The 21,307-nt window shown below is 34.2% G+C and carries 18 protein-coding genes and 1 pseudogene; 7 read left to right on the plus strand and 12 right to left on the minus strand.

The annotated features are described in order from the left end of the window. Positions 1-469 precede the first annotated feature (469 nt). On the plus strand, positions 470-2,002 hold the full coding sequence (locus tag ACP6PK_RS13025; RefSeq protein ID WP_426559967.1) for a diguanylate cyclase domain-containing protein: 1,533 nt from the start codon (positions 470-472) through the stop codon (positions 2,000-2,002). Between the two features lie 931 nt (positions 2,003-2,933). Here the strand turns inward: ACP6PK_RS13025 and ACP6PK_RS13030 are convergent. Both ACP6PK_RS13030 and ACP6PK_RS13035 read right to left on the minus strand, forming a co-directional pair. Next, positions 2,934-3,692 (minus strand): phycobilisome rod-core linker polypeptide, encoded by a 759-nt coding sequence (locus ACP6PK_RS13030; RefSeq protein ID WP_426559968.1) that lies wholly within the window; start codon positions 3,690-3,692, stop codon positions 2,934-2,936. 604 nt (positions 3,693-4,296) lie between these two features. Continuing rightward, positions 4,297-4,887, minus strand: coding sequence for a phycobiliprotein lyase (locus ACP6PK_RS13035; RefSeq protein WP_094673864.1), 591 nt, complete (start codon positions 4,885-4,887; stop codon positions 4,297-4,299). A gap of 276 nt (positions 4,888-5,163) precedes the next feature. On the opposite strand from ACP6PK_RS13035, the gene ACP6PK_RS13040 reads away from it, so the two are divergent. Then, complete coding sequence (locus tag ACP6PK_RS13040) at positions 5,164-5,334, plus strand: NblA/ycf18 family protein (RefSeq protein WP_094673865.1); 171 nt, start codon at positions 5,164-5,166, stop codon at positions 5,332-5,334. 514 nt (positions 5,335-5,848) lie between these two features. Here ACP6PK_RS13040 and ACP6PK_RS13045 read toward each other — a convergent pair. Both ACP6PK_RS13045 and psbO read right to left on the minus strand, forming a co-directional pair. Then, positions 5,849-6,613: an RNA polymerase sigma factor SigF gene (locus ACP6PK_RS13045; RefSeq protein WP_426559969.1), complete on the minus strand. Its 765-nt coding sequence runs from the start codon at positions 6,611-6,613 to the stop codon at positions 5,849-5,851. Between the two features lie 923 nt (positions 6,614-7,536). Continuing rightward, positions 7,537-8,367, minus strand: coding sequence for a photosystem II manganese-stabilizing polypeptide (psbO, locus tag ACP6PK_RS13050; protein ID WP_094672894.1), 831 nt, complete (start codon positions 8,365-8,367; stop codon positions 7,537-7,539). 475 nt (positions 8,368-8,842) lie between these two features. On the opposite strand from psbO, the gene ACP6PK_RS13055 reads away from it, so the two are divergent. Further along, complete coding sequence (locus ACP6PK_RS13055; RefSeq protein ID WP_246844130.1) at positions 8,843-9,214, plus strand: hypothetical protein; 372 nt, start codon at positions 8,843-8,845, stop codon at positions 9,212-9,214. Here the strand turns inward: ACP6PK_RS13055 and ACP6PK_RS13060 are convergent, their stop codons facing one another. After that, complete coding sequence (locus tag ACP6PK_RS13060; protein ID WP_426559970.1) at positions 9,215-10,399, minus strand: calcium-binding protein; 1,185 nt, start codon at positions 10,397-10,399, stop codon at positions 9,215-9,217. It abuts the gene before it with no gap. A 777-nt stretch (positions 10,400-11,176) separates the two neighbouring features. Between ACP6PK_RS13060 and ACP6PK_RS13065 the strand changes: the two genes are divergently transcribed. Next, positions 11,177-11,878, plus strand: a complete 702-nt coding sequence (locus tag ACP6PK_RS13065; protein ID WP_426559971.1) for a hypothetical protein — start codon at positions 11,177-11,179, stop codon at positions 11,876-11,878. Between the two features lie 399 nt (positions 11,879-12,277). Next, on the plus strand, positions 12,278-12,439 hold the full coding sequence (locus tag ACP6PK_RS13070) for a hypothetical protein (protein ID WP_426559972.1): 162 nt from the start codon (positions 12,278-12,280) through the stop codon (positions 12,437-12,439). Between the two features lie 796 nt (positions 12,440-13,235). Here the strand turns inward: ACP6PK_RS13070 and ACP6PK_RS13075 are convergent. Then, the gene (locus tag ACP6PK_RS13075; protein WP_426559973.1) at positions 13,236-13,928 is read right to left on the minus strand and encodes a phosphoribosylanthranilate isomerase; all 693 of its coding nucleotides are present in this window, start codon (positions 13,926-13,928) and stop codon (positions 13,236-13,238) included. A gap of 210 nt (positions 13,929-14,138) precedes the next feature. On the opposite strand from ACP6PK_RS13075, the gene psaK reads away from it, so the two are divergent. Beyond that, positions 14,139-14,420: a photosystem I reaction center subunit PsaK gene (gene psaK, locus ACP6PK_RS13080; protein WP_426559974.1), complete on the plus strand. Its 282-nt coding sequence runs from the start codon at positions 14,139-14,141 to the stop codon at positions 14,418-14,420. A 340-nt stretch (positions 14,421-14,760) separates the two neighbouring features. Then, on the plus strand, positions 14,761-15,966 hold the full coding sequence (locus ACP6PK_RS13085) for a site-2 protease family protein (protein ID WP_426559975.1): 1,206 nt from the start codon (positions 14,761-14,763) through the stop codon (positions 15,964-15,966). Positions 15,967-17,674: 1,708 nt separating this feature from the next. On the opposite strand, the gene ACP6PK_RS13090 is transcribed toward ACP6PK_RS13085, so the two are convergent. From ACP6PK_RS13090 to ACP6PK_RS13115, 6 genes and pseudogenes are all read right to left on the minus strand, one after another. Continuing rightward, the gene (locus ACP6PK_RS13090) at positions 17,675-19,723 is read right to left on the minus strand and encodes a tetratricopeptide repeat-containing sulfotransferase family protein (RefSeq protein ID WP_426559976.1); all 2,049 of its coding nucleotides are present in this window, start codon (positions 19,721-19,723) and stop codon (positions 17,675-17,677) included. Between the two features lie 89 nt (positions 19,724-19,812). Then, positions 19,813-19,899 (minus strand): annotated as a pseudogene (locus tag ACP6PK_RS13095) (tetratricopeptide repeat protein); the annotation flags it as partial. A 15-nt stretch (positions 19,900-19,914) separates the two neighbouring features. After that, positions 19,915-20,037, minus strand: coding sequence for a tetratricopeptide repeat protein (locus ACP6PK_RS13100; protein WP_426559985.1), 123 nt, complete (start codon positions 20,035-20,037; stop codon positions 19,915-19,917). Positions 20,038-20,214: 177 nt separating this feature from the next. After that, a complete protein-coding gene (locus ACP6PK_RS13105; protein ID WP_426559977.1) occupies positions 20,215-20,451 on the minus strand; it encodes a tetratricopeptide repeat protein in 237 nt (78 codons plus the stop codon). Positions 20,452-20,646: 195 nt separating this feature from the next. Beyond that, positions 20,647-20,901 carry a tetratricopeptide repeat protein gene (locus tag ACP6PK_RS13110; protein ID WP_426559986.1) on the minus strand — a complete coding sequence of 85 codons (255 nt, stop codon included), beginning with the start codon at positions 20,899-20,901 and terminating at the stop codon, positions 20,647-20,649. Between the two features lie 53 nt (positions 20,902-20,954). Beyond that, positions 20,955-21,197 (minus strand): tetratricopeptide repeat protein, encoded by a 243-nt coding sequence (locus ACP6PK_RS13115; RefSeq protein WP_426559987.1) that lies wholly within the window; start codon positions 21,195-21,197, stop codon positions 20,955-20,957. Between the last annotated feature and the right edge of the window lie 110 nt (positions 21,198-21,307).

Below are 21,307 nucleotides of genomic sequence, written 5' to 3' on the forward strand. Positions count from 1 at the left end.
AGGGAATAGAGAATAGGGAATAGGGAATAGTTAGAAAAACATTTTCGCTTTCTAGGTTCATTATCAATCTATGTCCGAATTAGGGAATAGGGAATAGGGAATAGGGAATAGGGAATAGTTGGAAAAACATTTTCGCTTTCTAGAATAATTATCAATCTATGTCCGAATTAGGGAATAGAGAATAGGGAATAGGGAATAGTTAGAAAAACATTTTCGCTTTCTAGATTAATTATCAATCTATGTCCGAATTAGGGAATAGAGAATAGGGAATAGGGAATAGTTAGAAAAACATTTTTGCTTTCTAGGTTCATTATCAATCTATGTCCCAATTAGGAAATAGGGAACAGAGAACAGGAAACAGTTGGAAAAACATTTTCGCTTTCTAGAATAATTATCAATCTATGTCCTCACTAATTATTTCTTAGCTATATATTTAATTAATTGTCAATAATTTCAGATTTTTAGAAAAATGAAAAATTTACAAGCATCTCCTGAAGCAGTAATTTGTATAGTAGAAAATAACTATAGCAACCTCAAGTTATTATCTAGTCTATTGAGAGAAAATGAGTATGAATTTGTAGTAGCTCATAGTGCAGAAGAAACTATCAATACATTACAAAATATATCGGTAGAGCTAATATTAATAAATCTGGCATTAGAAAAAGATAAATTACAGATTTGCCAATTTTTGCAAAGTTCAGAATCAACAAAAAATATTCCGATAATTCTCATGAGAGCCAATCAAAATGAAATAAACAAACTTAAGCAATTAAATATAGAAAACTTAGATGATATTAAAATGCCGATACAAGCAGATGATGTTTTAACAAAAATTAAGTTCCATGTTCAAATACATTCTTTGAAAAAACAACTACAATCTCAAAATCAAAAATTACAACAAGAAATATCTTTAAGAGAAAAGGTAGAAAATGAACTCAAAGAGCATAAATTAATGCTAGAAAGTCTAATAGAAAATTTACCAGGCATGGTTTACTATAGTAGTAATGATTGTAATTTAAACATGAACTTTGTCAGTGATAATTTTTATAGTCTGACTGGTTATCAACCCGAGGAATTAATTCAAAATCAAATTATCTATAACCAATTAATTTACCCCGAAGATAGAAAATATCTTGGGCAAGAAAGACAAAAAGCTTTAGTCAACAATCAACCATTTCAGTTGATTTATCGGATAATTACAGCCAAAAAAGAACTAAAATGGATTTGGGAACAAGGTAAAGGAGTTTACTGTTCAAATGGGGAATTATTAGCAATTAAAGGTTTGATTATAGATATTACAGCTCAAAAACAAGTAGAATCAAAACTAACAAAGCAAAACTTAGCCTTACAAAAAGCCGAAGCAGCTTTAATTATTACTAATCAGCAACTCCAAAAAGTTGCTAGACTAGATGGCTTAACAGGTATTGCTAACCGTCGTTCTTTTGATGAATATTTAGAAAAAGAATGGCGTAGACTGACAAGAACTAAATCACCTTTATCTCTAATTTTATGTGATGTAGATTATTTTAAATATTACAATGATTACTATGGTCATTTAGCAGGAGATGATTGTTTACGAAAAATTGCTCAAACAATTAAACAAACTGTTAAACGTTCCGCAGACTTAGTAGCTCGTTATGGGGGTGAAGAGTTTGCCATAATTTTACCAAATACATCTGATAAAAATGCAGAAAAAGTAGTAGAATTAATTCGTACAGCTATTCACAAACTACACATTAATCATTCTGCTTCTAGAGTAAGTAAATATGTTACTATGAGTATGGGAGTTGCAAGTGTCATCCCTACTAAAGCAGACTCTCCACAATCTTTAATTGCCAAAGCAGACCAAGCACTTTACCATGCGAAAGAAAAGGGACGCGATCGTATAGTTTTTTTTAATCAAGATTGTACTAAAGATACTCAAACTTACCTTGAAAATAATTTAAGCTATGCAAAATCCCAGGAAAATATTAGCCAAACCTTCTTACTAGCTCTCTCTTAGTAAACTTATTATTTACAATTACTGAAACATACTAACTTTTTTGATCTGATATCCTGGAGTAAGGAGCTTCAACAATTAATAATTAATTATTACCCCTTCTGTAATAGAAGGATTGACTAAAAGGAATTTTTTCTTTTTTCTCCATTCATGGAGAGGCTTTATACCTTAATTTTTCGGTAATTTTTTAACTTGTTGGTGGGAGTTTTATAGTTAGATAAAAGTAAGCATTCAGCTAGCTCGCTAGTCAGCTATCAGGATGGAAATCTTTTAACTCCTAAGATCGGCAATTTACCTCCTTATAATTACTTTTAATTCTCCCTCAAGACTATCAATACTAAGAGACTGTTTGTAAAATAAGTATTAAAAGAGCAAAGAAGTGCCTAAAATCTAAAAGCACTAATACTTCAAGGGATTGAAATTTAGTAGATAGAAAAGTATTCAGTACATATATTCCTAGATTTAATACCGATAAATATTTGTCTTAATTTCTTTCTCCCTCCATACCTATTCTCTATTCCCTATCTCCTTTTTATATTTCCTGATACATTCAATCTCTAATGCCATTTCTAGCTGACAATAAGTTAATTACGCTATGGCTAATACTTCAAACCCGTCTCTAAAATATGTGGATAATTTTCCCTTTTCCGAGTTAAATTGACCAAAATGTTCTTTTTCTTTTTTCTTGATCCTGAAAAGGAGACGCTTTAGACCTTAAATCATTCGGTAAACCCCATTTAGATAATTCTTATTTATCCATAGTTCATATATTTCAAAATTCAGATTTATAGGAGATTGTCAACCTAAAAAAATTTTGTAGAGACAGAATATTCACACCAGATATTTTGCTTAATTTACTAAATACTCTGGACAAATACTCCACCTCTACAAAACTTAATTTCACTCCACAGAAGTGTTGAAGCCAAGCCGTAAATTATACTTTACGATAAGGGACCATACCCAGGTTAATACTACCTAAGTTAGGTTTTGTTGTTGCAATCCCTTGTACACCAAGACCCCGTGCTAAATTCAAGAATAGCGAAGGATCGCCTGCCTGAGCCTTCTTTTCTTGAGGAATAAAGCGACGTATTTCATTTTGATACACGATTTGAGGGAATCCTAGAATAGTCCGATAGTAGAACTCATAACGAGGTGTCTTCAGATTAAAAGGAGTTTCTCCTCCATCACGCTGGGGTAAAACCCGACGGCGCTGGTAAGGCACAGTATCAAAGCCAAAGTTGTCTAAATATTCCTCACTATCAAGCAACTCATCAATGAAACCTTCAATACCCTTGGTCGCTACAACAATAGACCAAGCAATTTTTTCCCTTTCGCTGTAAACATCACGACCTAACACCCGTTGAACACATAACTCAACAAAGCGATAATTGCTATTAGTCTCGTAGTTGTTCCGACGGAATGGAGCAGAAATTACCAAACCTCGAATAAAATCTCGAACTGTAATTTGACCATCTTTTAGTTGAGATTCTAGGAAGATTTGGCGATCGCTCTTCAGAATTTGATGTTCACAATAAATTTGGCGATAAGCTGCCCAAATTAACTCATTCCACTCTGATTGAGAGGGTAAAAGTTCGGCAGAATAAATAATTGGTTGGTCGTCACCAGGGACTTCATAACCCGCAACCCGTGAGTTTTGAGTTACAGGTTTGTATTCTAATAATGGAATCGCCACGTCAGAATCTCCTTAAAATTATTAAATGTGATTTATCAAGTGTGGCCATACCACACTAAGCTTTATCGTGATTCAGAAAATTGCATCAATAGCCAACCTTTAGATTAAGGGATTGAGGCAATCCAGGTCATACTTTTATTAACTTACGCAACAATCTGTAATATTTTTGATATTGCAGGGAACAGGGAACAGGGGATAGGGTATAGTTAGATAAATATTATAGTTGGAAATTTTTACTATTCATCTCCTCTGACTGAGTGCTTCACAAAATGAATTTACTATTGCGTATAGAGCAATAGTCGGAAATTTTTACTATTCATCTCCTCTGACTGGGTGCTTCACAAAATGAATTTACTATTGCGTATAGAGCAATAGTCGGAAATTTTTACTATTCATCTCCTCTGACTGGGTGCTTCACAAAATGAATTTACTATTGCGTATAGAGCAATAGCGTAACGCACCGAAATATTTGGGATAGAAATATTTGGGATAGGCGGTGCGTTGCATTTCATTTTCATGTCCCATAGCCTTTCATGTCGGCTCTGAGCCAAAAACACACCCTAGTGAACTGGGAATTTAACCTCTGAATTCTAAATTCTAAATTCTACCAACCAAAAGCAGAATAAAATTGTCCATTATCCTTTGATTTTTCTGCCTCTAAGTCTGAGTTACTTTCCTCTAACCGAACTTCCGTGCAAAAAGTAGAAGTATTAAACCCACCAAACCTCTTCACTGCACTGCTTCGCATCCTCAGATTAGGGCTAGGAAACCAGAATCTTTCAATAGAACTCATAGTTTCATATTCTGTAATTAAATTTAGCCCATCCTCATCATCCATCTCAAACAGTCCCACAACTGGGACAATTTCAGCATAGCCACGCTCTCGCAACATTCTGCCTTTTCTAGGATTTTCTGAGTCAGGAACAATAGCAAATACAGTTGACCCCTTATGATTTTCATCATCTTTATCCCATGCCATAGAACCATCCCAAGTTACAAAAGCTCCTCCAGCAGCCAAATTTGGATCGATTTCGTGCATTTTGCAGATTTCTACTATTTTTGGATCTTTAGCATCCAAGCTAGTTACTTCAATATCTGAGCTGCCCATTTCCGCTTGTCTAAAGGCTAGGTGATGGGTTGTACGTTGCGATCGCCATTTACCAGCACTTCTTTGAAAAAATTCCATTGCATCCATTAGCCAGTCCTCCATTTTTCAACTTCATAGGACATAAGTCCTAACCTAATTATCATAAAACTTCTAGCTTCTATTTAAACCCTGCCCTTAAGAGTGAGGTTTTATTAAATTAATGTTAACTTTTGTGGAATAAATTAATTTTATAATGTACATGATGGACAGTATGTCAAGCAAATGTTACGATAATTTACATATTAGGAAATATATAACATTTAGGATAGTAATGGCCTTAATACATAGGCCAATATCTACTATCTAAACAAGGAGGAGTTAACTATGGAAATGTCTAGCAGCTTAACTATGGAGCAACAATTCAAATTACAAGTTCTACGGGACGAAGTTAAAAGCTTGAGTCGGGAGGAAGCCCAAGAATATTTAGTTGAAGTGTTGCGACAAAGTATGGTTAAAGAGAATTTATTCAAGCACTGGATGAAAGGCAAAATCTAATCATGCCTTTCACAAAAGACTGGAATATAGTCGGTATAAAAAACTAACCCCACCCATATCTATAACTTGGGCGGGGTTTGTAATAGTATCTATTAAAATTCAGTATTTCCAGATTAAGTTGTAGACTATGGGGAGCAGGTTAATTTTATCTACAACTTAATCTGAGCGCTCAAAATAATTAAATAACTTTATCTCAATAGAAGACTTATATCATTATTGATGATTATGTATATATATAAATAAGTAAGTAGGTGGGAAAATTTACCGAAAAATAAAGGTATAAAGCCTCTCTATTCATGGAGAAACAAAAAAAATTTCCTTTTATTCAATCCTCTTCCTTTTAGGGAGAGGTAATTATCAATTATCAATTATCAATTATCAATTATCAATTATTGAAAAGTACGTCCGATGCGAATGGAACGGAGTGAAAGGAGGTAATATCAAGGGTTTTGACTTCATCAAAATTTCTTGACATAATAGTTAGCTTCTAATGTTTTAGTTTGGCTATTAATTACTATTCCATTATTTTTTGCAAAGATTTTAAGCCCTTCTTAACTCTACGAGAAACAGTAACAGCACTAATTCCCATTCGCTCGGCTGTCTCCTTCTGAGTCAAATCACACAAAAATACAAACTCCAAAACCTTACGAGTACCCTCCTCCAATTTAGCTAATGCTTGCTGCAAACGAATTTGGTCTTCTTGAGCTAACTGAAAACTACGATACTGACTATCCGGGACTAATTCTCCCAAACAAGTAGCTCCATCAGCTTCATCTTGAACTGGAGCATCTAAACTCAGAGGGGCACGGTTACGACAGGCCAATTGAATTTCATGCCACTGGTCCAAAGAAATATCCAAAGCAGAAGCCACCTCTAAATCTGTAGGTTTCCGCTTCAACTTTGCTCTGAGGTCTTGTATCACTTTTGTGGCCTGCCGATCCATAGCTAACCAATTTCTAGGGATACGTACAGAAGGACTTTTATCTCGTAGATAATGCTGAATTTCGCCTCGGATATAAGGAGTAGCAAAAGAACTAAAGGCTCGTCCCTTGGAAATATCAAATCGCTCAATTGCTCTAATTAATCCAATACAACCTACTTGGAGTAAATCATCATAGGTTTCCGTACATCTATTTAACCAATGATAAACTTCCTTTCTTACAAGTCCAACATTAAGTTTAACTAATTGGTTCCGGAGTTGATGAGAAGGAGACTGTTGATACTGGTGCAACAGTTCTAGGTTTTCACTTTTTAGTTCTTGAGTGATGGTGGTAGACATAGCTATATTTTGACACTCCACGGACTAAAGTCGCGTGGATTCGTGACTAGGAGTTGTAAATCGGGTTAAAACCACGATTTCTACACTGCTCGAAACGGCCACATTGCCAGCACCGTACCGTAGTACGAATGCAGCAGCAGCAGCTCACAAGGCGGTGCCAATCGCCACTACTCTCTCCGGTCTGGCGACCATTGAGGCTACTTTTTTTTAGGTTGTTAGTTGATTCACTCGCTCTGAGGTACAACGTGCTGTCTAACGGCTGGAAACAGAGTGCTGGCAAGCACCGAGCCACCTTTTCGGTTAGCTACCCTTTAACTGAAGCGTCCACTAGATATCGGGCTTTCACCATGATTCAGAGGTCTTCGTGTCTTTGGACTTAATCATAACACGAATTTGGACTACGGGTTAAAACCCGTCGTGTCGTTTCCATCCAGCCGTTAAAACAGGCTGGTTTCCCACTTACCGATTTTTTACGATGATTTTGAGAGCCAACCACTGATGGTAGATCACATAAAGATTATATTGATGGATATATATAATAAATGGTGTGAGTTGAGGATTATTAGACTGTGATATCAAACACAACTACGTTAATTATAGTTTTAGTTAGAGCTGATTTGTAGTTTTTACAACTTATGCTTTTCAGCTTTAGAGTATATCTAAATTAATTTTGGATCACTACCTAATACTAATTATATTATAAGTATATATAAACAATAATATTAAATAGCTGTTTATTAATAGCTAGTTCAATTATTTTTCACAAAAATTTAGGACTCTTAAGCATCTCTAGTACAAACCATATAATCTCCAGCCTAAAGACTGGAAAAACTTTAATTCCAAGATGCTTGTCCCCCAAGAAGATTACTATAATTTTACCCCGACACAATCGTTTGATTTGTCGGGGAAGTATGTCAATTAGCCTAAGAAACTGTGTCTACCCGACCGTAAAAAGTACCACGAACTTTAACTTCTACAGCTTCTTTTGCGCCTAAATCTGTATCAGAAGGCTGAACCGCCTCAAAGAAGCCAACAATTTCACCTGTTTCCCCATCTACTTTAGTAATTTGAAGGGACATCTCACCAGCTTTGAGAAGAGTATCCGCTGACTTAACATTAGCTTTGACAAACTCTTCATCATCTGAACTAGCTGGTAAAGCTACTGCATTATCATATCCTGAAGTCACACCACGACCTTTCGGGTCTAGGAAACTAGAGCCTCGGTAGGAAGGAACATTGTATATTCCCTTAAAATCAGTAGAAGTATTGATGGCAGTAATACCAGGCTGGCTATTAGCAATAAGTCCTTTGACAGTAAATAGAAATGGAACTTCTTCTCCACCTGGTAAAAGAACAGTTATGGGTTGAAAGTCAATACCATATTGTTCGTTAAATGTCAAAGAATCATCTTCATTAAAGACAAGCTCACCTGTTACTTGATCTAAAGTAGAAGTGTACCGTGTTAATTTTCTTCCTTCAACAAATTCTGCTTCTTGGCGTTTGTTAGTTGGTTCTTCCTTAACGAAATAGGTAGTTGGCTGCAAACACAAATCTGTCAAAATGTAAGACTCATCTTGGTCAAGAGCAATAGAACCACGAGCAGTTTCTGGTAACTCAGGACAGTTGTTGGCCAAGCCAGTATTTACAATGTCTTCATAAGTAAGTGGTTTATTACTATCAATGCCTTCTGAACAGGCGGTTAAAAAACTCAAACACACAGCTAATAGTGCCGCAATTAAAGTGCGATACCTCATTGTCAACCTCAAGATTCAACATTCAATATTTAACATTGCTACTGCGTTATATGTTTACGCAGTATGATTAATCCAGTTTTAGATTTTAGATTTGATGGGAAAGTTAGGGCAATTAGGATAAAGTTATTCTTCACATTCTCAATCTGGTTGGTGTGAGAGTAGATTTATCTTTAAGTATTAACCCAAAATAATATTTTACATTGCTGGTTACTTTTTCTTAAATTCAGTTATACAAATTAAAATTGCATAAGTAAATATACTTAAGTTAATATCTTGCCATGACTGAATTTAACTAATTATCTAAGAGCTAACATTTATCAACATAAGGGGTAGCAAAAGCTCTGGAGAAGATGTGAGAGCAGCCGTGATAAATGTTTGCTACATAATATTATAGTTAGACTGTTACGGTAGAAGACCGAATCACAAGGAATAGCCTATAATAATATTTGGATAAATATTTGCCGATATACTCTCTGTGACCTATTATATTAGAATTTATCTGGCTTTAGTCTGGGGATTGGTCAAGTTGCTCTTAATTGGTAATATGGAAACAAATATAGAAAATGAGTCAACAAATTTACATAGTGATTTACAATCATTAGCAGATTCAGTAAAGGCTATAGCCGAAAATCACCAGGACGATCCAATGGCAATATTGGCTATCCTACGAACTCTGGAAAGCTTACATCAAGAAATTAGAGAAGGTTCATTTCAAAAAACATTGCCAGATAATCGTCAGGCACTTTACAATTTACTCAAGGATATTGAAACAAAGGGAGGTTGGCCTTATATTCCCCGGTTAAGATTACGCTATCTGTTGGAAAACTGGTCTGATAATTCTCAATAATTATAGAACTTCATCAGTATTATTAGTATTAGAATCAGCTTCAGGTAAAGGTTGACTAATATCTATAAAGTCTTCCTCTGAAATTATGGAAGCTGGAACATTCACCAATATTGCTAATAATCTCCCATTCTCAATAGTAATTAATGTATCTCTAAAATTTAAACCAGTTCCTTGTTCAAAAGTTAAATCTTCAAAAGTCAAATTACCACTTAAAGCCAAGAAATCTTCTAAGGGATTAAAATCATTTATTACATCAACATTACCTAATTCTCCAGGTAGCACAAAAATATCAGATCCTTCCCCACCAGTTAATGTATCTTCTCCAGCTTCACCAAATAATATATCATTGCCTCGATCACCTAGCAAAGAGTCATTACCATCACTACCTTGAAGGGTATCATTATCTTTTCCACCAAACAATGTATCCTCACCAATACCACCAATAACTAAATCATTATTTGAGTCACCAAAAAGAGAATCATTCTGCTGTTCACCAAATATTGTATCATCACCTTTTCCACCACGAAGATTATCTACATTTTCTCCACCAAAAACTTGATCGTTTCCCCTATTACCATTAATAAAATCACTACCAATACCTCCAAATAGTAAATCATTACCTGCTTCTCCGAAAATAGTATCATCACCACTACCTCCATCTAAAGAGTCATCACCCTCACCACCTAAAAGAGAATCATTACCTATACTGCCATTACCAATATCATTTCCTAGGTCGCCAAATATTACATCATCATCAAGATTTCCAAATATACTATCATCCCCTTGACTACCCCTTAATGTATCGTTACCATCCCCTCCAGTAACTAAATCAAATCCTTGATTACCAATTACTAAGTCATCTCCAGTTTCTCCAAATAAAGAGTCGTTGCCATCTTCTCCTAATAAAAAATCATTCCCCAGACCACCTTCAATACTATCCTCTCCTGGGCCACCCAATAGTGAGTCACGTCCATCTTCTCCTTGCAAGAAATCATTATCTTCACCACCAATTAAAGAATCAGATCCAATACCACCAAAAATTTCATCTTCTCCTTCTCCTCCATCTTGAGTATCATCTCCTGCTTCACCAAAAATAGTATCATTTCCACCAAAACCTTCCATAAAATCTGGTTCTGGAGAGCCAATTAAGAGATTATCATTGTTATCTCCTGAGATATTTGCCATGTTATTTGGATACTCCTATGTTACTACTAATTTGATTGTTGAAAAAGTAAGGTTTGTAGAAGAATACATAAATATTCTAGGTTTTAGGATTGCGTTTTTTCCATCTTTGGCATTTGATTTTGGCGTTAGATGTCCCCCGATCCTTACGAGTTACTTGTGACTTAAAACTAAACTATTTTGTTTCCTATTTATGTTGGTATTTAGGCTATTTTGTGAATAAAAATCTATATTAATTATTGATAGCGAAATTTAGCTAATATGTTCTATAGCAATCCTATTTAAGTTGTCATATTTTGGTGGTAGGGACGAATGGCATTTCGTCGTTACAGGAGTTATAACTGAGTTATACCAATTACTAAAAGTAATGCTATACTTGAGTGGCACTTCAATTCTTAAGTAATTAACTCAAGCCGAATAACTTTTTTGATAATTACTTGTCAGTTAATGTTAATTATTCTTATGTTTACTTCTCCCGTAGGGACGCCCTTATGCAACGTCCCTACACTCCCCTACTCCCCTACTCTGAAATAGATAAAGTTTTTGAGAAATGGTATTAGGAGTAACTGTTGGATTGGCGAGGTACAGTCAGAATTTTCTAGGTTTTAAGTTAAAATTAACTCTTATAAAAATTGTCATAACTAATTTACGATTGCCATAAGTTTAACTGCGAATTGTGGTTCAAAATATTAATAGTAATTTCCCTATATATTTAATTATGAATTTGATAGCTGATAGCCAAATACTTTCCTAAAATTTAATTGTTGATTATACCAGATTATGGAATACAAAGATATTAGTTATGGAAATTTGCTCAAGGAAACTTTAAAAACTATTATTGCTATATATTTACCTCTTTTAGTTATAGGTTTGCCTGCTATTATATTAGCAATAATTATAATTTTTTTGCCAGAATCTAGCACGATAGGCTCTTGGCTAGATAGACTTCTGATAGTATTTGTTGTTCCCTGGTTATTCGCAATTAGTTATTTTTATATTTGGCGATATCTGAATGGCAGCAAGGTTACATTGATGGAAGCATTTTCCAGAGGTATAAAAAGGTGGTTTCCTATATTAATTTTGCCTTTGATTGTATTCGCTCCAATTACATTTATGCCAATTGAATTAATGTCAAGTCAATCTTTTTTAATCTTACTTCTTTTACCAATAATTTATATTGGTACACGCCTTGGTTTTTATTGGCATACTGTTACAATTGATGGTGTTTCACCTGTAGATGGAATTAGGTATACTTGGGAGTTAACTAAAGGGTATTTCTGGTTAATTACTAGACTTAAATTGATTTTATTTGGAGTTGGCTTTTTGATAATATTTCCATTAACAATTATCACAGCTTATGTGATTAAATCAGAAATGGTAAATGATCTAGTAAGCATTCTGAGCCAATATGTTTTTGCTCCGATATATTGGAGTATTGTTTCAGTTATAATTTATGCACAATTAAAAAGAATAAAAACCTGAATATTTTAGCTATATTTTGGTCAATATTTAGATTGATTTGTGAAAGTAAGAGCAAATTTTATGGATAGTTGAGGAAGATTCTATAGAACCCCTGACTGTATCTTTTACTTTAGACTTCTTGCAAAATTTTTAATTAAATTAATTAAAGACATAAAATCAACAATTTTTACCCCCTATTCCCTATTCCCTGACTTCTGCAAGAAGTCTTTTGATTTTCCTTTCTACAACCTGAGCGATATAGCTTCCGCCTTTCATGTCGCGCAGCAAAAGCGGAACGGAGTTCTATCGCCCTGGAAACTATACTATCTTTTGTTGAATAAAAAATCATGTATATAGGCAAGTAAACCCAGTTAATTTTTATGATATCAAAATTTTTGTGAGGATGCAACCGAATTTCCTTTGACCCGCCGATTTTTTTCAGGAGCTTCACAGAATGAAAATGTTTGTGGTTTTCTACTGAGGAGGGATGGATGGAAAAATTTGATCCGGGAAAAACAAGCATTTATGGGAGCTGCACAAGATGAAAATATTTCTGGTATTGCTCCTGGGAAAAATTCCTGAATATTTGATACCAAATCCACCTTACTGAGAGGGTATTTTTTAAAGTTACCGAAAAATAAAGGTTTAAAGCCTCTCCTTTCAAGGAGAAACAAGCGGTCGGCAAGCGGAGCATGACCTGGTAGATGGGATGGCGAGGTCTCCCGCTCTTAACAGAGCCGCGTTTCATGTCGCGGAGCGAAACGCTTTTCATGTCGCTCCGCGTTAACGCGCGTTGTGCGGAACGCGCTTACGCCATATCCAATCGACCAAGAGAGAAAAGATTTTCCTTTTATTCAATCCTATCCGTTTTAGGGAGAGGTAATTATCAATTATCAATTATCAATTATCAATTATCCATTATCCATTATTGAAAGCTTTTGCTAAACAAGGGATTGAACCATGGGACAAGCCTGTTTTTATACCCGGATTTGCTATGATTATCTACTAGAAAGGAAATTTAGTTGAACAAAAAATCATGTATATAGGCGAGTAAACCCAGTTAATTTTTATGATATCAAAATTTTTGTGAGGATGCAACCAAAATTCCTTTGACCCGCCGAATTTTTTTAGAAGCTTCATAAAATGAAAATCTTTATGATTTTCTACTAAGGAAGTATAGATAGAAAGATTTAATGATGATAAAAATCTGATTCTAATCTTCAAAGTAGGGGAGTAAGGGAGTAAGAGAGAATTTTTCAATCTTTTCGGTGTATTGCCTCTATTCCACTCCCGACTCATAACTCAAAAATTTAATCCCAGGCAAAGATACCAAATAGCTTCTATAAAGTTGTACCAGACATGATAGTTGGTTTTCTTTCTACACTTTAATCCTAAGTTTCGCCAAACTATCAAATAATTCTTTGACTTTAACTAAATCTTTATCACCAGGCGCCCTTTCTACACCACTAGATAAGTCTATGCCACAAAAGTTATTATGAAGTTCATTATTAAATTCTATTTTAGGTTCAGAAACAAATATGAATTTTTCTATTGCTGTTGTTACATTTTCTGGAGTTAAACCACCTGCTAATAACCAAGGAAAAGTAGGGTGAAATTCTTCAATAATTTTCCAATCTAAGGTTTTACCAGTGCCTCCTAATTTATCTGGATGATAAGCATCTAGAAGTAAAGTATCGACATGATTTTCATAAATTTTTGCTCTTGTTAAATCTTGAGGAGATTTGATTCTAAGCGCTTTGATTATTTCTATGTTATTTGGTATTGACTGACGTAGTTGATGACAAAATTTTGGAGATTCATCACCATGTAGTTGTATTCCATTTAATTTGGTATTTATAACTATTTCTGATAATAAATCTATTTCAGGATTAACAAATACTCCTATTTTATCAATATTTATTGGTAATTGCTCGACAATATTTATGATGTTTTCTGGAGTAATATAACGAGGTGATTTGGGAAAACAGATAAATCCTAGAGCTGTTGCTCCCATCTGAGCGATCGCTTGTCCTTGCTCTAGTTTTGTAATTCCACAAATTTTGACGCGCATTAATTATACCTACTATTAACTAAATTTTAGATTTTTGTATCAAAACTTAAAGTCATTGTTAATTATTAAAACAAATTATAGCTTTTAGCTAAAGTTTCTTTATAATTTGCAAAACACAAAACATAAAACATAAGTTGATTTAAAAACCACCTGATCGGGCAAGGTATTTTAAATTTGCTACAAATCTTTTTAATTTAAGGAGATAAGAACTTGATTTACTCTGGTTTAATTCTAGCAGCACAATCTCATCCTCTCTCTGCAGAGTGGTCACCAAAAGTAGCAATTATAATGATAACTTGTAATTTAGTGGCAATTGTCATCGGCTACTATGCTATTTCAAAGCAAAATCGTGGACAAGGGCCAGATTTACCCGTATCGTTACCAGCAATTTTTACTGGTTTTGGAATACCAGAATTATTAGCTACTACCAGTTTTGGTCATATTTTGGGAGCAGGAATAATTTTAGGGCTTGGTAGTGCTGGTATGCTATAGGCTATAGATAGATATAACCTGATTTTAGTTATCAAGTACAGGGGGGTATTCTCTTGAGAAAGAAGAGATTCCCCCATTTTTAGGGGGGAGGGAAGTGTCGGAAGTGTCGGAAGTGTCGGAAGTGTCGGAAGTGTGGGGAGAGGGGGAAAGTAAAAAGGTAGACAAGGAAGTACAAAAGCTGGAAAATTAAAATTCACATTTGTCTTAATATATGCGCTTTTTTCTCCCTTTTTACCTGATCACCAAGTCCTCCAAGTCTAGTCACAACCAGAAAGTAAAAAACATATCCCTGTAAGCTACTCCCTATTCCCTATTTTAATAAAAAATCAACAACGAATTAATGCAGGCAAGTTGGAAAATAGGCAATTTATTTGGTATCCCTTTATTTCTGGATTACTCGTGGTTAGTTATTTTACTTTGGGCAATATACATCAATAGTCAAGATTACCAAGAAAAGGGGATTTTTTTAGCTTGGGGTGCTGGATTGGTAATTGCTATACTAATATTTTTCTCCGTAGTATTACATGAATTAGGTCATAGTTTAGTTGCTATTTCTCAAGGAATTAAGGTTAATTCCATAACGTTATTTTTGTTTGGTGGAGTTGCTTCAATAGATCGAGATTATAGAAATCCTGGAGAAGCTTTTCAAGTAGCGATCGCCGGACCTTTGGTTAGTTTAGTTTTATTCTTTTTATTAGGTTTAACAAGTTTTATATTCCCAACATCAAGTTTAGTTGGGAAGTTAATGAGTAGAGTAGCAGAAATAAATTTAATTTTAGCGATTTTTAATATAATTCCTGGCTTACCTTTGGATGGCGGAGAGATATTAAAAGCGACTATTTGGAAAATAACTGGTAGTCGTTTTACAGGGGTAAGATGGGCAGCTAAAAGTGGTAAAGGTTTAGGATGGTTAGGAATTATTTTAGGGTTGATAGTAGTTTTGATGACTAGAGATTATAGTATTTTTGGGATTGGATTAATTGGCTGGTTTGCTATGCGTAATGCCAGAATTTATCAGCACATAACTGATTTACAGTCAGCGTTAATTAATATTAAAGCTCTAGAGGTAATGACTCAAGATTTTCGTGTAGTAGATGCAGATTTAACTCTCAGTCAGTTTGCCGATAAATACATTTTCAAAGGTTCTAAATTTTCAACTTATTTTGCTGCTCAGAGGGGTCGTTATCTTGGTTTTGTTTATGCTGATGCTATTCGCTATATTGAAAAAAGTTATCGGGATACTCAAACTTTAAGGATGATTATTTGCCCTCTAAATCAGATGGTTACTGTGTCAGAAGAGGTTAGTTTATTAGGAGTTATTAAAACTATGGAATTTCATCAACAAAATCAAATAACTGTACTTTCTCCTGCTGGAGCAGTAGCAGGAATAATTGATAGAAGTGATATTCTCCGAGGAATAGCTAAATACTTGAAATTGAATATTTCAGAAGCAGAAGTTAAGCGAGTTAAAAAAGAAGGTAACTATCCGTCGAGAATGAAGTTAGAAGCAATTGCTAAAGTTACTTCTGTCTCAAATTTTAAGTAGTTATAAGTAGGTTGAAGTTAAAAATGCTTGTTATCACAAAAAAACAGTGCTGGAAGCTTTATGGGGTATAAATCCCCATCGTCACCCGTGGTGTCTACAATTGGTTGGGGTTGAGAATCCCCAACTAATTATTCTGTCTCTCATATTCTGTTTCCTGACTCCTTCTTCAATAGCTAGGGCTGCTAATTAATTCTCAAAGCATTTACAGATAAAAGCAAGTGCTTTTTGAGGTCAAAAAAAGTGCCAGCTTTTCAGTCTAAAAAACTCAAAAAGTCAGTATTTTAGGCAGACAAGATTGGAAAAATTCAGAGACAATTCTTCCTCCTACCTCCTCTATAAATTCCCCTAATACCAATTACCAAAAGTAATGATATACTTCGGCTATACTTCAACACTCAAGTAGTTACCAAAATTCAAAGTCTGTTTTTGACAATTATTAGGAGCGTTAGTGATTATTACTACTACTTTTTCTCTCCTCCCCACCTCCCACAATTCCCATATTTCTCCACTCAATCAAAGATAGCAAGATTTTTGAGAAATCGTATAACTCCTAACTCCTAATTCCTGACTCCTACCGGAACCCATACATACTTTTTCCGCAAACCCTAGCTAATAGCTGATAGCTAAATGTTATTTTTACTTTGAGTTACACTATTTTGACCAAGCAATGTGCCGTGAAAATTTGGTCAACTAAAATGGTATTAGTCAAGATGATAATCAGAATATTCTAGAATTTTATACTGAACACTCAATATAAATTTTACTAATTAAATTATATTTTGAGATTGTTTTTATAAATTTCATCATCCTCATTTTTCAAAGATTGTGACAAATTATTTCACGAGCTTGCGTTATTTCAGAGATTTGGTATCATATCCTGTACATAAGGTATTGTGCCAATGTTGTGTCTAAACCTCAAAAAAGACTAATCTTTAACACTCTACAATCAAGTATTATCGTTAATTACACCTCAAATTTAGCAATTTTGAGCCTAGGAAAAAAAGCTCAAAAAAACAAAATTCAGACAAGTATAAATATTCAAGAAATTATATAATTTGACAAAATGATGAATATAAGATATAGAGCTAAGATACTTAATATCTAGGGTTTACTGAAAAAGTCTTTTTTAAGGAGTAGGGTAGTAGGGGAGCAGGGGAGTAATTTTTTTGCTCAACTCTTGCCCAAAATGCGCTCCTTTTTGAGGATAAAGAGCTGAAAACTAGATACTTTTTCCAGATATAAAAAGGCTAAAACCTTTCTCTGTAAATGCTTTGATATTTAATCAGCAAGCCCTATCTAAATGTCTCTAGTTCTAAAGCACAAAGCTTATTTTTTCAGGCAAGAAAAAGAGGCGATCGCGACAGGGATGTGGAGCATTCTCGCTGAAATTATCTACTAAATTTTTCTATTTGATCAGAGATGCTTAAAAATAGCTTTAAATTCATTTGAGAAAGCCATCTCAATCATTTTTACCTTTTGTTTGTTTTTTCAATATTTACCGAATTATTAATAATTAATAATTAAATAATTCGCGCCTTGAAGCCTCCCCTTGGATAGGGGAAAAAAGTGCTATTGAATTTCGGGATATTCAATTCCGTAGAGGTTTTAACCAGAGGTAATTATCAATTATCCATTATCAATTATCAATTAATGAATCCTTCTATCCTAGATAACTAAAGCCTACTTCCTTTTTCCTTGTTACTTACTTCTACCAATTAAATTTCATACCTAAATATTCCTCTAAACGCTGATTATGAGGCTGAAAATAATCGCTTAACTTTTGTCGAAGTGACTCACTGATAGATGTATAAGAACCAGCATTTAATTTGGGATAGTTTTGTATTTGATAATCTGGCAAACCGAGAAAATTGAAAACTTGCTTCATGGTGTTTTTCGGGTCATTATAAAATTCTTCACTAGGCAAAATTAACAACTGTTCTCTGGGGAAAATATTTAACCATTTCTGCAGCCAATCTAGATAGACACTAGAGGCTATATAATCTCCCTGATAATTCCAATAATCTTTTTCTTTGACTAGACTAGATGAAATTTTTATCAGTTTTTCCAGTCTAGAATGAATTACTTCTTCAACAGACATATTCTCTGCGTTTGAACGGACTTCGTGATAATAGTTAGATATAGTTCTATCGACTGGATTTCTTAATAGAACAATTAGTTTAATTTTTGGGAAAAAATGAAATAGTCTAGCAGGAGTATCTGGAGCATCCAAATAACTAGGACTTGCTTCTCCTGTTAAGAATTTTTCTGATTCTGGAATTGCTGGAAAATGTGCCCGATACCAATCTAAACCTCGATGGAAATGGAAAGACCAAAAATCAATTTCTTTTTTAATAGCTGGTAAAATTTGTGGATGTTGAATCAGATAATGATAAATAGATGTAGTTCCCCCTTTTTTAACTCCAATTACGAGAAAATTGGGGAGGGAGATTTTAGCCAACTTTTGGGATTTTAGAAAAAAGTTAGGATAGTTTTGTTTAATTTGTTGTTGAGAGGCAGTTTGATAAATTTCTATTGCTTTAGTCTTTCTATTTACTTGAGTTAGAGCTTCAGCTAAGTTGAGATAATGACATACTGAGTTATTTCGAGAATCAATAAATTCTTGAAATAAATTAACTGTTTTTTGGAGTTGATCTTGCTTGTTAAAAGTTTCCCACATACGAATATCAGACCACCAAGCAAAATCAGGATTAAGTTTTATAGCACGATAATAATTAATGGTAGCTTCTAACCATTTTTGTTGTTTCGTTAATGCTAATCCTAAGTGATAGTAAAATTGACTATCTGGGTTAGCTTCAACGGCAGAATAAAATGAATTGAGTTGTTGTTCTAGTTTAATTTTTTGCCGGAATATTTTGCCGAGTTGCCGATATATCTCTATTTGATTTGGTAATATTTCTAGCAACAGGTAATAAATAATGATGGCTCCATAAATTTGATTTTCTTGTGCTAGATAATTTCCTAATTCCAGGTATAGTTCTGGATTTGCTTTGATGAGATATAGTGATTTTTGATAAATTGGATATAGGTCTGGATTTTTAATAGCTTGGCAATAGTAATTGATAGTTTCGTCTAAATTTGACTGACAAAGTTGAGCAAAAGCATCTCCTAACTGTAGGTGCATCCAAGTTAGATTAGGAGTAATTTGAGCAACTTCTAAATAAGTAGCGATCGCTTCGTCTAATCTTTTTTGTTTCAGTAAGACATCTCCCAAACATTGGCGATACCAAACCACTTCTGGATTAAGTTTTATTGCCTGACGATATGCTGTTTCTGCTGCTTCTAGTTTTCCAGTTTGAAACAGAATATCTGCTAATTTTTGATGAGTACCTTTAATTTCTGGATTGAGTTTAATTGCTTTTTGATAAGAAAGAATTGCTTGGTCAAATTCTCCTAGTTTAAATAAAGCTTCTCCTAATTTATGGTAAGCCCAACAATTATCAGAATTTAGTTGAAGAAAATTCTGGTAGGTGTTAACTGCTTCTTCCCATTTTTCTAGTTGAAGTAAAGCATTTCCTAAGTGATGATAAGACCAAGGAAAATCAGGATTGAGTTTAATAGCTTGTTGGTAAGCGGTAATAGTTTCTTCCCAGTTTTGTAGTTGAGTTAAAGCTTGCCCTAATTTATAGTAAGACCAAGAAAAAGTCGGGTTGAGTTTTATTGCTTGGCGGTAGTTAGTAACAGCTTCCTCCCACTTTTGTTGTTCTCGGAATTTTTCTCCTAATTCGTAATAGTTCATTGGCAGTTTGGATAGAATTTTTGAAAAAAGCAGAAGTTACAGAAAGAGAGAGAATAGGGAAAAATCTCTACTCAAAAGTGATGGTAAGACTAAGGAAAATCAGGATTGATTTTAATAGCTTTTTGGTAAGCGGTAATAGTTTCTTCCCAGTTTTGTACTTGAGTCAAAGCTTGCCCTAATTTATAGTAAGATCAAGAAAAATTAGGGTTTAATTTTATTGCCTGGCGGTAGTTAGTAACAGCTTCATTCCACTGTTTTTGTTCTCGGAATTTTTCTGCTAATTCGTAGTAGTTGATTGGCAGTTTGGATAGAATTTTTTAAAAAAGCAGCAGTCAGAGAAAGAGAGAGAATAGGGAAAAATCTCTACTCAAAAGTGATGGTAAGAACAAGGAAAATCAGAATTTAATTTGATAGCTTGTTGGTAAGCGTTCATTAATTGATAATGGATAATTACCTCTGGTTTTACCCTGGAGGATTGAAAATAAGGAAATTCAAGAGCACTTTTTTCTCCTTAAAAGGAGAGGCAATAAATCAGGATTTAATTTGATAGCTTGTTGGTAAGCGGTAATAGTTTCTTCCCAGTTTTGTAATTGAGTCAAAGCTTGCCCTAATTTATAGTAATACCAAGAAAAATTAGGGTTTAATTTTATTGCCTGGGGGTAGTTAGTAACAGCTTCCTTCCACTGTTTTTGTTCTCGGAATTTTTCTGCTAATTCGTAGTAGTTCATTGGTAGTTTAGATAAAATTTTTGAAAAAAGCAGAAGTTACAGAAAGAGAGAGAATACGGAAAAATCTCTACTCACAAGTGGTGGTAAGAACAAGAAAAATCAGAATTTAATTTGATAGCTTGTTGGTAAGCGTTCATTAATTGATAATGGATAATTACCTCTGGTTTTACCCTGGAGGATTGAAAATAAGGAAATTCAAGAGCACTTTTTTCTCCTTAAAAGGAGAGGCAATAAATCAGGATTTAATTTGATAGCTTGTTGGTAAGCGGTAATAGTTTCTTCCCAGTTTTGTAGTTGAGTCAAAGCTTGCCCTAATTTATAGTAATACCAAGAAAAAGTCGGGTTGAGTTTGATTGTCTGGCGATAGGTAGTAATAGATTTATACCACTGTTGTTGTTCTCGGAATTTTTCTGCTAATTCGTAGTAGTTGATTGGCAGTTTGGATAGAATTTTTCAAAAAAGCAGCAGTCAGAGAAAGAGAGAGAATAGGGAAAAATCTCTACTCACAAGTGGTGGTAAGACCAAGAAAAATCAGAATTTAGTTTGATAGCTTGTTGGTCAGCGGTAATAGTTTCTTCCCAGTTTTGTAGTTGAGTCAAAGCTTGCCCTAATTTATAGTAATACCAAGAAAAAGTCGGGTTGAGTTTGATTGTCTGGCGATAGGTAGTAATAGATTTATACCACTGTTGTTGTTCTCGGAATTTTTCTGCTAATTCGTAGTAGTTGATTGGCAGTTTGGATAGAATTTTTCAAAAAAGCAGCAGTCAGAGAAAGAGAGAGAATAGGGAAAAATTTATACTCAAAAGTAATCTGACCATACTACTAAAATCAAGCCTTCTATGCTCCTAACTTCTTG

Origin of the sequence: Dapis hubbardiae BLCC-M172 (genome assembly GCF_050016015.1) — a bacterium.
GTDB lineage: Bacteria > Cyanobacteriota > Cyanobacteriia > Cyanobacteriales > Microcoleaceae > Trichodesmium.

Bases quoted from the DNA above. Each gene is read 5' to 3' on its own strand.
- ACP6PK_RS13045 (WP_426559969.1), bottom strand. From the start codon at position 6,613: ATGTCTACCACCATCACTCAAGAACTAAAAAGTGAAAACCTAGAACTG.
- ACP6PK_RS13060 (WP_426559970.1), bottom strand. From the start codon at position 10,399: ATGGCAAATATCTCAGGAGATAACAATGATAATCTCTTAATTGGCTCT.
- ACP6PK_RS13085 (WP_426559975.1), top strand. From the start codon at position 14,761: ATGCAGGCAAGTTGGAAAATAGGCAATTTATTTGGTATCCCTTTATTT.
- ACP6PK_RS13075 (WP_426559973.1), bottom strand. From the start codon at position 13,928: ATGCGCGTCAAAATTTGTGGAATTACAAAACTAGAGCAAGGACAAGCG.
- psbO (WP_094672894.1), bottom strand. From the start codon at position 8,367: ATGAGGTATCGCACTTTAATTGCGGCACTATTAGCTGTGTGTTTGAGT.
- ACP6PK_RS13090 (WP_426559976.1), bottom strand. From the start codon at position 19,723: ATGAACTATTACGAATTAGGAGAAAAATTCCGAGAACAACAAAAGTGG.
- ACP6PK_RS13065 (WP_426559971.1), top strand. From the start codon at position 11,177: ATGGAATACAAAGATATTAGTTATGGAAATTTGCTCAAGGAAACTTTA.
- ACP6PK_RS13025 (WP_426559967.1), top strand. From the start codon at position 470: ATGAAAAATTTACAAGCATCTCCTGAAGCAGTAATTTGTATAGTAGAA.
- ACP6PK_RS13105 (WP_426559977.1), bottom strand. From the start codon at position 20,451: ATGAACTACTACGAATTAGCAGAAAAATTCCGAGAACAAAAACAGTGG.
- ACP6PK_RS13040 (WP_094673865.1), top strand. From the start codon at position 5,164: ATGGAAATGTCTAGCAGCTTAACTATGGAGCAACAATTCAAATTACAA.
- ACP6PK_RS13035 (WP_094673864.1), bottom strand. From the start codon at position 4,887: ATGGATGCAATGGAATTTTTTCAAAGAAGTGCTGGTAAATGGCGATCG.